12 protein-coding genes are annotated in these 15,460 nt (G+C 70.0%); 5 read left to right on the forward strand and 7 right to left on the reverse strand.

The window, feature by feature from the left end:
• Positions 1-5 precede the first annotated feature (5 nt).
• A complete protein-coding gene (locus AMS67_RS03585) occupies positions 6-659 on the reverse strand; it encodes a TetR/AcrR family transcriptional regulator (RefSeq protein ID WP_053386128.1) in 654 nt (217 codons plus the stop codon).
• Between the two features lie 207 nt (positions 660-866).
• Here AMS67_RS03585 and AMS67_RS03590 point away from each other — a divergent pair, with 207 nt between their 5' ends.
• The 3 genes from AMS67_RS03590 (at position 867) to AMS67_RS03600 (ending at position 7,097) form a co-directional block, all read left to right on the forward strand.
• A complete protein-coding gene (locus tag AMS67_RS03590) occupies positions 867-3,671 on the forward strand; it encodes an MMPL family transporter (RefSeq protein ID WP_053386129.1) in 2,805 nt (934 codons plus the stop codon).
• Entirely contained in the window at positions 3,668-5,761 is a 2,094-nt protein-coding gene (locus AMS67_RS03595) for a YhgE/Pip domain-containing protein (RefSeq protein WP_053386130.1), read from the forward strand. Before AMS67_RS03590 ends, AMS67_RS03595 begins: the two co-directional genes overlap by 4 nt.
• Before the next feature lie 397 nt (positions 5,762-6,158).
• Positions 6,159-7,097 carry an EamA family transporter gene (locus AMS67_RS03600; RefSeq protein WP_053386131.1) on the forward strand — a complete coding sequence of 313 codons (939 nt, stop codon included), beginning with the start codon at positions 6,159-6,161 and terminating at the stop codon, positions 7,095-7,097.
• A 148-nt stretch (positions 7,098-7,245) separates the two neighbouring features.
• Here the strand turns inward: AMS67_RS03600 and AMS67_RS03605 are convergent, their stop codons facing one another.
• From AMS67_RS03605 to AMS67_RS03625, 5 genes are all read right to left on the reverse strand, one after another.
• Positions 7,246-8,691 (reverse strand): sodium:solute symporter family protein, encoded by a 1,446-nt coding sequence (locus tag AMS67_RS03605; RefSeq protein WP_053386132.1) that lies wholly within the window; start codon positions 8,689-8,691, stop codon positions 7,246-7,248.
• Positions 8,688-8,996, reverse strand: a complete 309-nt coding sequence (locus AMS67_RS03610; protein ID WP_053386133.1) for a hypothetical protein — start codon at positions 8,994-8,996, stop codon at positions 8,688-8,690. The genes AMS67_RS03605 and AMS67_RS03610 overlap by 4 nt, the downstream gene beginning before the upstream one ends.
• A 30-nt stretch (positions 8,997-9,026) precedes the next feature.
• The gene (locus AMS67_RS03615; RefSeq protein WP_053386134.1) at positions 9,027-10,439 is read right to left on the reverse strand and encodes an amidase; all 1,413 of its coding nucleotides are present in this window, start codon (positions 10,437-10,439) and stop codon (positions 9,027-9,029) included.
• 87 nt (positions 10,440-10,526) lie between these two features.
• Entirely contained in the window at positions 10,527-11,489 is a 963-nt protein-coding gene (locus tag AMS67_RS03620) for an Lrp/AsnC family transcriptional regulator (protein WP_053386135.1), read from the reverse strand.
• 48 nt (positions 11,490-11,537) lie between these two features.
• Complete coding sequence (locus AMS67_RS03625; RefSeq protein ID WP_053386136.1) at positions 11,538-12,101, reverse strand: TetR/AcrR family transcriptional regulator; 564 nt, start codon at positions 12,099-12,101, stop codon at positions 11,538-11,540.
• Positions 12,102-12,208: 107 nt separating this feature from the next.
• Between AMS67_RS03625 and AMS67_RS03630 the strand changes: the two genes are divergently transcribed.
• Entirely contained in the window at positions 12,209-13,432 is a 1,224-nt protein-coding gene (locus AMS67_RS03630) for an MFS transporter (RefSeq protein ID WP_241487977.1), read from the forward strand.
• 123 nt (positions 13,433-13,555) lie between these two features.
• Here the strand turns inward: AMS67_RS03630 and AMS67_RS03635 are convergent, their stop codons facing one another.
• On the reverse strand, positions 13,556-14,323 hold the full coding sequence (locus tag AMS67_RS03635; protein ID WP_075201210.1) for a GntR family transcriptional regulator: 768 nt from the start codon (positions 14,321-14,323) through the stop codon (positions 13,556-13,558).
• Between the two features lie 178 nt (positions 14,324-14,501).
• On the opposite strand from AMS67_RS03635, the gene AMS67_RS03640 reads away from it, so the two are divergent.
• Positions 14,502-15,437: a phosphate/phosphite/phosphonate ABC transporter substrate-binding protein gene (locus tag AMS67_RS03640; RefSeq protein WP_053386138.1), complete on the forward strand. Its 936-nt coding sequence runs from the start codon at positions 14,502-14,504 to the stop codon at positions 15,435-15,437.
• Positions 15,438-15,460 lie beyond the last annotated feature (23 nt).

A 15,460-nucleotide genomic window follows, 5' to 3' on the forward strand; every position in this document is an offset into this window, starting at 1 on the left:
CGCGCTCAGCCGATCGGCTCGGTCACCGCGAAGAGCAGCTCACCGATCTGGTGGGGGAGCGCCGCGATGCCGCGCGGGTGATCCTCGCCCTCGAGTACGGTGATGCGAATCGCGCGGTCGCACATGCCGTCGATGATCTCGGTGGTGCGGTCTGCCGGGAAGATGAAGCGGCGCCCAGCGGCAGCGATCGCGACCTCGACGAGTGCGGCGAAGCTTTCGGTGGCCCGGTCGAGCAGTGCGATGTAGCCGGGCGCGATCTCGGGATCGCGCATGGCCATCAGGGCGAACTCGTTCTCGAGGATGAACCACTGCGGCGCGTTCTGCTCGGGCGCGATGAAACGGGTGATGTACTCGGCGGCCTGCTCGGGATCGATCTTGCCCTGCAGCTGCTCGAGCGCGGGCGTGAGTTCGGCGATCGTGGCCTCGACCTCGACGACGCGGCGGTCGAATTCGCGCTCGAGGAGTGCGAGGAAGAGTTGCTCCTTCGACGAGAAGTTCGAGTAGAAGGCGCCGCGCGAGAAGCCGGCGCGCGCGCAGACCTGCTCGACGGAGGCGGCTTGCACGCCCGCCTCGGCGAAGACCTCGGCGGCGGCGTCGAGCAGGCGGGAGCGCGTCTCGCGGCGCCGGGCGGTCGGGGGTTCCTGCGGGGTGGTGCTCATCGCGTCGCCCTCCTTCCGTCGAGTGCCATCAGCATGCCGAGCATAGCCTGAGAGAGAACTGCATACACCAGTGTATCGAATCGGATACACTCGTGTATCGAAAGCTCGATGCGTCACTGTATCGAGACCGCGCGAGGGGGCACGGCGGCTTGCTCGTGCAGCCGTCGTGCGTCTCGGGCGCCGCCGCGACGAAAGGCACTCACCCGCATGTCCACTCTGCTGCACGCGATCGGCCTCTGGGCCACCCGCGCCAAGTGGCTCGTTCTCGCGCTCTGGATCGCCGTGCTCGCCGTGCTCGGCGTCGGTGCAGGCCTCTTCTCGCAGGGCGCCAACGCCCCCATCACTATCCCCGGCACCGAGTCGCAAGAGGCGATCGACACGCTTTCGCGCACCTTCCCCGAGGTGAGCGGCACCAGCGCGACGATCATCGTGGTCGCGCCCGACGGCGACCGCGTCGACACGGCGCCCTACGAGCAGGCGATCACTGACGCCGCCGACGAGCTCGAAGGCCTGCCGCACGTCAACGCCGTGTCGTTCCCGTTCGCCGAGCAGGCGGCGGCCGGCCTCAGCGACGACGGTCGAGCCGCGCTGCTCACGATTCAGATCGCCGACGCGCAGAGCGACGTGCCCGATGCCACGAAGACGGGCATTGAGCACGCGACGAGCGAATTGCAGGATCACCTGCCCGCCGGCACCGAGGTCTCGTACGGTGGCGACGTCTTCTCCGTCTCGATTCCCGGCTTCACGGCGACCGAGGCGATCGGCGTCGTCGTTGCCTTCATCGTGCTGCTCTTCACGCTGGGTTCCCTCGTCGCGGCCGGCATGCCACTGATCATCGCGATCCTGGGCGTCGGCGTCACCATCGCGGGCCTCTTCATCACGACGGCCTTCGCCGAGATGACCTCGACCACGCCGATGCTCGCGCTCATGCTCGGCCTCGCGGTCGGCATCGACTACACCCTCTTTATCGTGAGCCGGCATCAGGAGCAGTTGCGCTCGGGCCTCGGCGTCACCGAATCGATTGCGCGCGCGACCGCGACCAGCGGCTCAGCCGTGGTGTTCGCCGGCCTGACCGTGATCATCGCCCTGCTCGGCCTCTCGGTCGCGGGCATTCCGTTCCTCACCGCGCTCGGCGTCGCGGCCGCCGCCGGTGTGGCCGTTGCCGTGCTCATCGGGGTCACGCTCACCCCGGCGATTCTCGCGATGGCGGGCATGCGCATTCTGCCGAAGAAGCAGCGCGCTGCGCTCGCGGCGGGCGAGACGATCGAGAAGCCGGTGCGCGCTGCTCACCAGCCGACCCGCGCAGACCGCTTCTTCAGCGGGTGGGTGCGCGGCGTCACGGCGAAGCCGGTCGCGACCATCCTCGCCGTGCTGGTGGTGCTCGGCGTCGCGGCGATTCCGATGACGCAGCTGCGCCTCGCCCTGCCGGGCGCCGAGACGCTCGAAGAGACCGACCCGGCGCGTATCACCTACGAACTCACCGGTGAGCACTTCGGGGAGGGGGCCAACGGCCCCCTGATCCTCACCGGCTCGATCATCACCAGCGACGACCCGCTCGGGCTCATGGACGACCTCGCCGACGAGGTTCGCGCGATCCCGGGCGTCGCCGATGTGCCGCTCGCGACCCCGAACCAGAACGCTGACACCGGCATCATCCAGGTCACTCCCGAGGAGGGGCCGCAAGCCGAGAGCACATCGGCGCTCGTCGCCGAGCTGCGCGCGCACCATGACGAGTGGCTCGAGAAGTACGGCGTCAGTCTTGCGGTGACCGGCTTCACGGCGGTCGGCATCGACGTGTCGAACCTGCTGGGCGAGGCGCTGCTGCCCTTCGGCGTGCTGGTGGTGGGGCTCTCGCTGATCCTGCTCGCCATGGTCTTCCGCTCCGTGTGGGTGCCGATCAAGGCGACGCTCGGGTACCTGCTCTCGGTGGGTGTCGCGTTCGGCGCGGTCGTCGCAGTGTTCCAGTGGGGCTGGCTCGGCGACGCGCTCAACGTGCACGCGACGGGGCCGGTGCTGAGCTTCATGCCGATCATTCTGATGGGCGTGCTGTTCGGGCTCGCGATGGACTACGAGGTGTTCCTGGTGTCGCGCATCCGCGAAGAATACGTGCACGGGGCCGACGCGCAGACCGCGATTCGGCGCGGGTTCGTGGGCAGCGCGAAGGTGGTGACGGCCGCGGCCCTCATCATGTTCGCCGTGTTCGCGGCCTTCGTGCCCGAGGGCGACCCGAGCATCAAGGTCATCGCGCTCGGTCTCGCGGTCGGCGTCGCCGTCGACGCGTTCATCGTGCGAATGACTCTGGTGCCCGCCGTGCTCGCGCTGCTCGGCGATCGCGCGTGGCGCATGCCGCGCTGGCTCAGCCGCGTGCTGCCGTCGTTCGATGTCGAGGGCGAGGGGCTCGCCCGCGAGATCGCACACGCCGAGTGGCCCGCTGACCTGCCGCAGGCCCGCGTCGCGGCCGACGGCCTGCTGCTGCCCGGCAGCATCGCCGTGCCCGACTTGCGCGTCGCCGGCGGTCAGGCGCTGCTGCTCGACCCGCGCGATACGCGCACTCCAGGCGCCGCGGCCCGCGCGCTGCCGCTCGCCGAAGCCCTCACCGGGCGCGGTGCGATCATCGCGGGCACCGTGAAGGTCGCCGGGCTCCTGCTGCCCGAGCGGGCCGCATCGCTGCGGGCGCGATCGGCGTGGGCGACCCCCACCACGCTGCGCACTGCGCTGCAGGATCGCCCGGCCGTACTCGTGCTCGACCTGCGAGAGGCGGGTGAAGCCGTCGTGCCGTTGCCGATCGTCGACGGAATGCGCTCGGCACTCGCCGCGCAGTCGGCGTCGGCTGCACGAGGAATCGTGCCCGAGGTCACCGTGGTGGTCGTCGGCGAGGCCGCGTTGGCCGAGCGCGTGCTACCCGCCGGCGTGGAGCTGGTGCGGCCGGGTGATCCCGCGCCGCCTGCGCGTGCGCTTCACAGCACCGCCCCCGCCGCGCTCAGCACCACCACCGAAGGGACCGCACGATGACCGCCGCACTCACCCGGTTGAAGACCGACCGCCCGGTGCGCTGGACGACGCTGCTCGGCATTCTGCTCGTGCCGCTCACCGTTGCCGGCGTGCTGCTCTGGGGGCTGTGGAACCCGACCGAGCGCCTCGAGAATGTCACCGCCGCCGTCGTGAACCTCGATCAGGCGGTCGAACTCGACGGGCAGACCGTGCCGCTCGGGCGCGTGCTCGCTGGCGAGCTGATCGGCGAGGCGGGTTCGGGCTCCGACAGTTCTGCCGGCTCCGACTCCGATGCCGACGGCACCAACTTCACGTGGGTGCTCACCGATGCCGATGACGCCGAAGCCGGGGTCGCCGACGGGCGGTACGCGACGGTCGTCACCATTCCGAAGAGCTTCTCGGCCGACGCGACCTCGCTCTCGGGCGACCCGGCCGACGCGACGCAGGCGCGCATCGATGTGACCGAGAGTCACCGCGGCCGCCTCATCGACACGGCGCTCTCGAACATCGTGACCCAGACCGCGACGCGAGTGCTGAACGAGCAGCTCGGCGAGCAGTTCATCGACGGCGTGTACGTCGGCTTCAACACCCTTGGCGACGGCATTACCGACGCCGCAGACGGCGCCGCCCAGCTCGCCACCGGCAGCACCTCGCTCACCGACGGCGCGAAGCAGCTCGACGACGGGGCCGCGCAACTGGCCGACGGTACGCAGCAGCTCTCCGACGGTACGCAGCAGCTGGCCACCGGAGCGGGCACGCTGTCGTCGGGCGCCGGCGAGCTGTCGTCGGGCGTCGGGCAGTACGTCGCCGGGGCGCAGCAGCTGGCCGACGCGTACCCGCAGCTGCAGGCCGGGGCGACCACTGCCGTGCAACAGCTGCAGGGAGTCATCGCCGGACTTGGGCAGATGCAGGCCGCAACCCAGGAACCGAGCGCGCAGCTGGAAGCGGGGCTCGGATCTACCGTGGCAGGTGTGCAATCGTTGGTCGGCGATATCGAGCCCATCGTGACGCAGTGCATCACTGAAACCGGCAATCTCGTCTACTGTCAGGGGCTTGGTCAACAGTTGCAGGGTCACGCCGAGGCCATTGGTGCGGGCGTGACGACGGCGGGGGACGGGGCCACAGGCCTGTCGACGGTGCTGCAGGGTGCTTCCGACCAGATGGGCGGGGCTTCCGCGGCAGACGCGAGCGCCCAGCTCGACCAGCTCACCGCCGGGCTTGACCAGTTCGGCACCGGCATCAGTCAGCTCGCCGCGCAGGGCGGCCAGCTCACTTCGGGCGCCGCCCAGCTCGCCGACGGTGCGTCTCAGCTGAGCGCCGGAACGTCCGAGCTCGCGGCCAACGCGCCGCAGCTCGCCGACGGCGCGAGCCAGCTCGCCGAGGGCACCTCCGAGCTTGCCGACGGCAGCGCAAAACTCGCCGACGGTGCCGGCGACCTCGCGAGCGGACTCGACACGGCCGCCGACCAGGTGCCGACCACGACCGACGCCGAGCGCGAGCAGCTCGCGAAGACGGCGGCGACCCCGGTGACCGCCGAGGGCGGCAGCGACGAACTCTTCAACGCATCAGGGGTGCCGCTGTTCGCCGGTATCGCGCTCTGGGCGGGCGCGCTCGCGGCATTCCTCGTGCTTGCGCCGCTGTGGCGCCGCACCCGCGACGCCGCCCGCGGAGTCGGATACATCACGCTGCGCAGCGCACTGCCGGCGCTCGCGCTCGGCGCGGTGCAGGGCGCGCTCGCAGGCATCGTGCTGCCGATCGCACTCGGCTACGACCTCGGTCAAGGCGCCCGGTTCTTCGGGTTCGCGCTGCTCGCCGGCATCGCGTTCGCACTCATGGTGCAGGGACTCTCGGCGCTGCTCGGCGGGGTCGGCCGCTTCATCGCGTTCGCGCTGCTCGTCGTCGCCTTCGCCGTGGGCATTGTGTCGACGGTGCCGGGCGCGCTCGCCGCAGTGGGCGACTTCAGCCCGCTCGGGTCGGCGCTCTCGGGATTCCAGTCGATCGCGACGGGCGGCGGCTCGGCCGGCGGGGCCGCGGTGATCCTGACCCTGTGGGGGGCGCTCGGCCTCGTGTTCACGGCGTTCGCCGTGATGCGGGCTCGTCGCGCGCGGTAGCGGGGCGGCGTCGCGCTCGCGCACTTGCGCACCGGGGTCACTTTCGGAGGGTTGTGAGGTCACGACACCCTCCGAAAGTGACCCCGCTGCCATGATCGGGGCCACTTCGGACCAGTGCGGCTGCCGGTTCGACAGCGGGCACCCACCACAACCGGCCCCGATTGCTGAGCCGGGCGCGTGAACCCTTTGTGAACGCTGGCGTCGGTGCGCCGAACCGCGGCACCACGCGGCGTAGGGTGGAGAGCGATAGCGCCTAGGGTTCCGGGGTCGCGCGGAGGTGCGGCCCGACTGGTCCGAGCGGCGCCACGCTCGGTTCCACGACCGGGCGTCATCTGACAGGACAAAAGCCCGGAGGAACCGCGCTCGCCTGCCCGAAATCGGCGAGCAGAAGGTTCCGATGTCTGCCACCGCTTTCGCCCTCGTTCTTGCCGCCGCATGCGCCCACGCCGCGTGGAACATCATCGCCCACGGCGTCAGTCGCACGGGCATCCCGTTTCTCTGGTGGGGCTCGGTGTTCGGCACGGTGCTGTGGGCGGGCGCGATTCCCTTCACCGGGGGCATCGGCGTCGGATCACCCGGCGCGTCCGGCGCCGCCCCCTGGGGTGGATTCCTGCTCGGCGCCGCCGTCTCCGCCCTGCTGCACGTGGGATACATGTTCGTGCTGCAGCGCGGCTACGCGGTCGGCGACCTCTCGACCGTGTACGCGACGGCCCGCGGCACCGGTCCGCTCATCACCGTGATCGTCGCGGTCACGCTGCTCGGCGAGCGGCCGGCCCCTCTCGCGCTCGTCGGGGTGCTCGTCGTGGTGTGCGGCATCGTCGCGATCGGGGTGATCGGGCGGCCGGATCCGGCACCGCGCACTGTGCCGGGACCTGCGTCTGGCAGCGGAGCGTCGCCTCGCCGATTCCGTCTCGACCCCGGCATCGCCGCGGGTCTCGCGACCGGGGTCGCAATCGCGGCCTACACGGTGTGGGACGCGCACGCGCTGCGCGAGTGGAACCTGTCGCCGGTGGCCTTCATGGTGGGGTGCACGGCGCTCGAGATTCCGCTGTTCACGCTCGCCGTGTGGCGGCGTCGGGCCGAGCTGCTGCCGACGCTGCGCGCGCAGTGGGGGCGGCTCGTCGCGTTCGGGGTGCTGTCGCCGCTGTCGTACATTTTGGTGCTCACGGCGATCACGATCGCGCCGGTCGCACTCGTCGCTCCCGTGCGCGAGGTGAGCGTGGTGTTGGTGAGTCTGTTCGGGGCGCTTGTCTTCCGCGAGCGCCGACCCGTGGCGCGGGTTGCGGCCTCGGTGGTGGTCGTCGGCGGCATCATGCTGCTCGCGCTGCCGGGGTGAGGGGCGGCGCCCCCCCCGGCCCGCACCAACTCTTTGCGATTGGGGTAACTTCGGACCAGTGTTGCGGCGGTTTCGGGCTATCGCACCGGTCCGAAGTTACCCCAATCGCAATGGGGGCGAGCGACGGTGGACGGAGCGGCGGCGCGGCTCAGCGCGCCGCGACCAACTGATCGGGTGCTTCCATCGCGACCTGTTCGACGTCGCGCCCACCGCGCGCCCGGCGGATCGCCTCGGCGACGACCAGCACGATCAGGTTGGGCGCGAGGGCGATGAGCCCCGAATCCCAGCTGCCGATCGGGATGTTCGCGAAGGTGATGATGGCGACGGTGAGTGACCCGACGATGATGCTGAGCCCGACCGGCCAGGCGCCGACGCGCACCCGGTCGGCGAGTGCGATCGCGATCGCCGGGGCGAACTGCGTGGTGCAGCCGTAGGTGAGCAGCAGCAGCGCGCCGATGTCGGAGCGCACGAGCCCGAACGCGAGCGCCAGCCCGATCGCGACGACGATGACCACATAGTTGACGGTCATCTGGCGCGCGGCGCCGAGACCGCCGATCACGTTGCGGGTGACGAGCGTCGAGATGCCCATGACGATCGCCGAGGCGGGCACCATGGCCGCTGAGGCTCCGGCGATCGCGACGATACCGACGAGCCAATCGGGCAAAATGACGCCAGACATCGTGAGCAGCACCGTGTTGCCGGTGGTGTCGCCGGGCAGCACGAGTACGGCGGCGAGCCCCACGGTGATGGGGAGGAACAGCACGAGCTGGTAAATGGGCAGCCACTTCGCGTTGCTGCGCAGCACCTCGCCGCTCTTCGCCGCGAGCACCGGGGGCCACAGGTGCGGCAGCGTGTTGAAGCTCGAGCCGATGACTGTGACGAGCGTGGCGGTGATGAAGAAGACGGGGTCGTACCCGTCGACCTGCATCGTCAGCAGCACCGGAGCTTCGCGGGCGATCTGCCCGAAGATCTCGGGGATGCCACCGAACGAGATGACGAGGCCGGCGGCGATGACGATCATCGCGACCACCATCATGATGTCTTTCAGGATCGCCACGCGTGCGATGCCCTTGAGCCCCGACCAGGCCACGAAGATCGCGACCAGGATGCTCGCGACGACCATGCTCAGCCCGCGTGCGCGTTCGCTGCCGGTCGCGAGTTCGACGATGAGGCCGAGGCCGGTGATCTGCAGCTGCAGGTAGGGAATCAGTGCGAGCGCCCCGATGAGCGACACGACGCGACCGAGCCAGCGGCTGCGGAAGCGATCCTCGAAGAAGTCGCCGAGCGTGAGGTAGCCGCGACGCTGCCCGAACTCGCGGATGCGCGGCGCGACGAAGTAGAGACCGAGCCACGAGATCGTGAGGTAGGCGACCGCGAAGGTGGCGCTGACGCCACCGCCGAACGCGATGCCCGCCAGACCGAGGAAGCTGAAGGTCGTCAGCGATTCGCCGGCCTGCAAGAACCAGGAGGTCCATTTCGGGTTGCTGCGCTCGCCGACGGTCCAGCTGCTCATGCTCGCTTGGCGTCGGCGATTGGCAAGGCCGAGGGCGCCGATCAGCACGATGCCCACGATGATCATGATCGAGAGGGTCATCGCACGCCCTCGCTTGCCTCAGCGGCGAGGCGAGCCTCGCGGATCTGCTCGATCTGCTGAGTCGCGAAGCGTTCGGCCTCCTGCTGGTCGGCCTCGCGGCCGCCGGCTCGGAGGTAGAGCACCTCGACGATCTGCAGGGCGACGACCGAGAGCAGCACCATCAGGGCGCTCCAGACGAGCACGGCGGGGAGGCCGAACCACAGTTCGGGGCGCTGCGCGAACGGCAGGAACGGGATCGCGAAGAACCCGAGTGCGGGGACGGCGACGATCGCCAGCCGTCCCGGGGTGAACAGGCGGGGTTTCATGGGTGGTGCTCCTTTGCGATGAAACGGGTGTCAGGGCAGACGCGGGGCCCGGCGCGTGTGGCCGGTCAGCGACTCGAATGCGCGGGCGGCGCGGAGGAGGGAGAGGTCGGCACCGAACGCGCTGACCATCTGCAGGCCGACGGGCAGCCCGTCGGGGGTGAATCCGGCGGGCACCGACAGCGCGGGGACGCCGAGCATGGTGATCTCGGTTGCAGCGCGCATCCAGTCGAGGTAGTGCCGCTGGGGTTCGCCGGCGACGGTCTCGGGGTAGTCCCACTCGACGGGGAACGGTGCCACGGTGACGGCGGGCGCGAGCAGCACGTCGAACTCGCCGAAGAAGCGGGCGGCGGTGCGCATGAGCGTGGTCTGGCGCTCTTGGGCGCGCATCAGGTCGCGGCCCGTGAGGGTGCGCCCGAGCTGGATGTTCCACGTCATGCGGTCGTTGAAGCCCTCGGGGTCGGCGTCGAGCGCATCGCCCCACTCCGCATCGAACTCCGCGGCGCGCAGCTGCACGAACGCGTCTGCTGCTCCGGTGAGGTCTGGGCACGCCTCCTCGACGTGCGCGCCGTGGTCGGCGAAGACGCGCGCCGCGGCGGCGAGCACCTCGAGCACCTCGGGCTCGACCGGAATGCTGCCGCCGAGCGTCGGCGCCCACGCGACGCGCAGACCGCGCAGCGTCGCCGAGGGGTCGCTGTCGTGCGCGGCATTCCATCCCCCGATCCACGGTGCCGCCCGTGGCGTGAGGGGATCCGGCCGCCCGATGACCGAGAGCAGCAGGGCGACGTCATCGACCGTGCGTCCCATCGGCCCCGCCGTTGTGAGCGGGGTGAGCAGGTTGCCGGACTCGGCCTCGGGTACGACGCCCGGCGACGGACGCAGACCGACGACGTTGCAGAACGAGGCGGGGTTGCGCAGCGATCCGCCCATGTCGCTGCCATCGGCGAGCGAGACCTGACGAGCGGCGAGCGCGGCTGCTGCGCCACCGCTGCTGCCGCCCGCCGAACGGTCGAGGGCGTACGGGTTGCGGGTCGCGCCGAAGACCCGGTTCACCGAGTGCGACCCGGCGGCCCACTCGGGCACGTTGGTCTTGCCGATCACGATTGCGCCGGCCTCGCGCATGCGGCGCACGTGGAGGGCGTCACGCTGGGGCACGTGGTCGGCGTGGCGGATCGATCCGTAGGTCGTGCGCAGCCCGGCGGTGTCGTGCGTGTCTTTGATGCCGACAGGCAACCCGAAGAGCGGGAGGTCGTCGCTCGGTCCCTGCGCGTCGAGCTCGTCAGCCCGGCGGAGCGCCGCTTCGGCATCCAGGGTGACGACGGCGTTGACCGCCGGTGCCGCAGTGATCTGGGCGAGGTGCGCCTCGACCGCGTCGCGTGCGCTCACCGTGCGCGCGGCGAGGGCGGCGCGGAGTTCGGTCGCGGTGAGTTCGGCCAGGGATCCCATGGCAGACGTCCAATCGTCGTTGACTTGCTGTTACGGTCAGCAAGTCAATCACGACTTTGGATATTTGCCAAGTGGGAATATTAAGCTTTAGTTTTTGGCCTCCAGGTGACCGGCAAGGCGACCACTGCGTTTGGTGACCCGTGTGACCAGCGACGGGTTGATCGCGAGCACGTCGTGCGTCCAGTCGCCGTCGAGCAGTTCGCGCACGTGGGGCAGATCCCGCGCATCGAGGTGGGCGATGAGCGCTTGCTCCCCGAGCAACTGCGCGACGTATCGGCTCTCGGGCAGCGCCGCGAGTGCCTCGCCGACCCGGCCGACGTGCTGCGGGGCGCAGGTGACGCGCAGACACGTCTCCACGTCGAAGCCGAGGCGGGCGGGGTCGATGATGACGCGAGTCGCGAACGCGCCGCGCTCCTGCAGGTCGGTCAACCGCTTGCGCGCGGTGGGTTCGGTCACCGCGGCGAGATCTGCGAGTTCGGCGATGCCCGTGCGGCCGTCGCGCTCGAGTGCACTGACAATGGCGTCGTCGGGGCCGTCGAGCGGTTGCGGGCTCGCGGTCGATTCCTCGGAGCGGCGAGGCGCACCGAGGTGCGCGGTTTCGGCATCGCTGAGGATCGCCGGGCGCCAGTCCGCATTGGTCTTGAAATAGCGCAGCACCGGTGTCGCTGACACCTCGGTGACTCCCGCGTGCTGGGGAATCACGGTGAGCGTCATCGTGGCGAGGTCGAAGGCCTGCTCGTGCACCTCGATGATGAGTCGTGAGGGATTCGCGAGCGTGAAGACGTAGACCACGCCGGGGTGCTGCGACAGCTCATCGGCGAGCGTCGACAGGCGTGCCGGGGTGCACGCGATCTCGATGACGCAGGTGGGGCCGAGGTTGCGCAACCCGACAACGGTGACGATGCCGCTTTCGAGCAGCTCCTTGCCGCGCCGCGTGACCGTGCGCAGCGGCTCATCGAGTGCGCGCGCAATGCTGCTCCAGGCGGCGCGACCGTCGACTTGCAGGGCGCCGACGATGCGTCGGTCGAGCTCGGAGAGCACTTCGGTCACGCGGTCTCCTTTTCGACGGGCGGTACTCCTTGCATCGTAGCCGCCGGATCACCCGGCCCCGACGACTCCGCGCACCGCGCGCTCGACGATCGCGCGCTCGGGTGGAGCGCCGACGAACGCGCGGTGCAGGTTCCACCCCTCCATGAGGGCGTCGAGCGCGGCCGCGGTGTCGCGCGAGAAGTGGGGCGCGAGCGTGTCGGCGGTCACGCACAGCCAGTCGCGGCTGAGGGTCGCGACGTGCGCGTTGCGGTTCGCGAACGCGTACATCTCGGCGAGACCGCGCATCTGGTCGGGGGTCGGGCCGCGGTCGCCCGAGATGAGCTCGACGATGGCGTCGATGGCGTCATCGCGGGATTGCGCGGAGCCCAGCACGTCTCGGTGCTCGTCGGCGATGCGCCGCTGCAGCAGCGAGAAGGCCTCTTCGAGCAGTTCGGTGACGCCGTCGAAGTAGTAGGTCATGGAGCCGAGCGGCACTCCCGCGCGCTCGGCGACGACGCGGTGGCTCGTGCCGTGCACGCCGCGCTCGACGATGGTGTCGAGCGCGGCCGCGATGATGCTCGACCGGCGATCTTCGCCGCGGGCGGTGCGCGGTTGCGGCGCGGGATCAGTCATGTGTACGATCGTACATCTCACCACATGTGTACGAACGTACAAGTTTCACGGTGGGTGATCCCGCACCCACATCACGCCACGTATCACCGCAAGAACGGAGCACGCCAGTGCGCGCACGGCAGATCGCCCTCTCGATCATGTTTCTCATTCCCGGGCTGGGCATCGCCTCGTGGGTGACGCGCACGCCCGCGATCCGCGACGCGATCGGGGCGTCGACAGCCGAGATGGGCTTCGTGCTGTTCGGGCTGTCAGCCGGATCGATGATCGGCATCCTCGCCGGCGGCCCGCTCGTGCTGCGGCTCGGCGCCCGCCCGCTGATCGCCGCGGGCATGGCCGGCATCGTGCTCTGCATGCCCGTGCTCGGCATCGGCACCGTCGTCGGGTCGCCGATCGTCATCGCGCTGGGCCTGTTTCTCTTCGGCTTCGGCATGGGTGGCAGCGAAATCGCGATGAACGTCGAGGGCGCGGAGGTCGAGCGGGTACTCGGCCGCACCTTCCTGCCGGCGATGCACGGGTTCTTCAGCCTCGGCACCGTGATCGGCGCATCCGCCGGCATCGTGGCCACCGCGGTGAGCTTCCCGGTGATCTGGCACCTGCTCATCGTCGGCATCATCGCGCTCATCGGGTTCATCGGCGCGATCGGGCGCCTGCCGCGGGCGACCGGCAAGACCGAGCGCGCACGCGGCGCTGCCAAGGTTGCGTCTGGCGACGGTGCGCCGACTGCCGCGCCCGTCTGGAAAGATCGTCGCCTGCTGCTGATCGGCGCCATCGTGCTCGCCATGGCGCTGGCCGAGGGCACCGCGAACGACTGGCTGCCGCTCATCATGGTCGACGGTCACGGGCTCGACCCCGCCTGGGGCTCCGCGATGTTCGCGATCTTCGCCGCGGCGATGACCATCGGCCGCTTCTTTGGCGGCGCTTTTGTGACTCGCTTCGGGCGCGGTCCGGTGCTCGGAGCCAGCGCGCTCTTCGCGGCGATCGGCCTGCTCACCGTGTCGCTCGTCGACAACTGGCTCGTCGCGCTCATCGCGGTGATCTTCTGGGGCCTCGGAGCCTCCCTGGGCTTCCCCGTCGCGCTCTCGGCGGCGGGCGACTCCGGCCCCGAAGCGGCGAAGCGCGTCTCGATCGCGGCGACCGTCGGCTACATCGCCTTCCTCGTCGGGCCGCCCGCGCTCGGGCTGCTCGGTGAGGCGGTCTCGCTGCGCGGGGCGCTGCTCGCCCCGATGGTGCTGGTGCTGCTGGCGGTGCTCTGCGCCCCGGCCGCGGGCGGGCGGGCGACGCGGGCTGCGGTGCCGGATCGCGATCCGGCACCCGCCCCGACGGCGCCGTAGCGCCCGACCATCCGTGCGAGCGGGGTCACTTTTGGAGGGTTGTGAGGCCGCAACACCCTCCGAAAGTGACCCCGCTCGCGGAGAGAAGCGGGTGGCGGTGCGGCGGGCCGCCGCCGCGCCGCGTCAGCTCTGCAGGGCGCGGAGGTACTGGCCGCCGTTCGTCGACCTGGTCGCTGCGCCGACTGCGCCCGGGGCCGCGAACGTGAAGCGCACGATGTCGCTGCGGTAGAGATCGTCAGAGACCTCGGTGATGCGCCCCGTGGCGTCACGTGAAACGCGATGCAGGCGCAGGATCGGCGAGCCCTCGACGACCCCGAGCAGTTCGCTGTCGACCGCGTCGGCCGCGATCGCGTCGATCTCGTGCTCGACACCGCCCTGCAGAAAGCCATGGGCGGCGAGCAGCTCGGTGATGGAGACGCGGTCGAGGTCGTGCGCGAAGAGCATGGGCCCGACGTCGTCGATGTAGACCAGTCGCTCGAGCATGGTGGGCTTGCCGTCGAGCAGGCGGAGCCGCAGCACCTCGATGACGGGGTCGCCCTCGGCGATGCCGAATTGCGCAGCCGTGCGGGCGGTGGCTCGCTTGCGCGAGATCTCGTGCGTGACGGCTCCGGGCTGGGCGCCCGACTCCTCGGCCCACCGTGTGAACGGCACTTTCACGTCGAGCGTTTGTGTCGAGGCGAAGGCGGCGACGCGTGCCGGGCGGCCGCGCCCCGTGTCGATGAGGCCCTCGGCTTTGAGCGCGGCGAGTGCGTTGCGCACGGGGCCGCGCGATGTGCCCCAGATCTCGGCGAGTTCGGCCTCGGTCGGCACGTCGGCGCCCGGGGCGAGCTGCCCCGATGCGATGCGCTCGCGTAACGACTCGGCGATGCTCATGTAGACAACTTGGCTCACATAGGCAGTCTACCTCGGCATCGATCTCGCGGATGCGGGTAAACAACCGGCCACCGGCTGTTCAATTGCGCCGGGTGAACGGTGAACAGGGGCTGAATCATCGCGAGATAGGTACATTTCCGGTGCGCATGGGTGCGAGGGTAGTCGCGGCTCGTTTCCACCCCTGTGAAAGGCAATCATGAAGCTTCGTGCCCTCAAGTCGACCGCTGCTCTCGCGGCCGTCGCATTCCTCGGCCTCGGCCTCGTCTCCTGCGCCAGCTCGGCAGACGCCGCCGGCAGCGACGACAGCAGCGCGAGCGCGGAGGGCACCTTCGCGGTCGACTCCGACACGCTCGTCTTCGGCGTCGTGCCCGACTCGGTCGACACCGAGACCAACTACCAGCCGCTCATGGACTACATCGCGCAAGAGACCGGCAAGACCGTCGAGTACCACGAGTCGACCGATTACGCGGCGCTCATCGAGGGCGCGATCGCCGGCAAGATCGACGTCGCCTCGTTCTCGGGCTTCACCTACGTGACCGCGACCAACAACGGCGCGAAGCTCACCCCGATCTCGTCGATCGTCACCGAGGAGGGCCAGGAGCCCGGCTACTACTCGCAGACCATCGTTCCCGCGGGCAGCGACATCACCTCGATCGACGGCTTCAAGGGCAAGAAGGTCTGCTTCGTCGACCCGTCGTCGACCTCGGGCTACCTCTTCCCGAGCTACAACCTGCTCAAGGCGGGCATCGACCCGAAGACCGACATTACCCCGGTCTTCGCGGGCAAGCACGACGTCAGCGTGCAGAAGGTCGGCGAGGGCGTCGAGTGCGAGGCGGGCTTCGCCGAAGACAGCGAGGTCGAGAAGTCGGACAAGGTGAAGGTCATCGGCGAGACGATGGTGCCGGGCGCCCCGATCGTCATGTCGAGCACCCTGCCTGCCGACCTGCAGACGCAGCTCACCGAGATCCTGGGCGAGGTGAGCATCGACCAGATCATCGAGTCGGGCATCACCAGCGCCGACAGCGACGCGTTCCGTGCGGCGTTCTTCTCGACCGAGCCGGTCGATGACGCCTACTACGACACGATCCGCGACATCTGCAAGGAGACCAACGCGGATCAGTGCCAGGCGTAATCGCGCCTGACCGCAGCGTCTGA

This window comes from Leucobacter japonicus (genome assembly GCF_001273855.1).
Classification (GTDB): Bacteria; Actinomycetota; Actinomycetes; order Actinomycetales; family Microbacteriaceae; genus Leucobacter; species Leucobacter japonicus.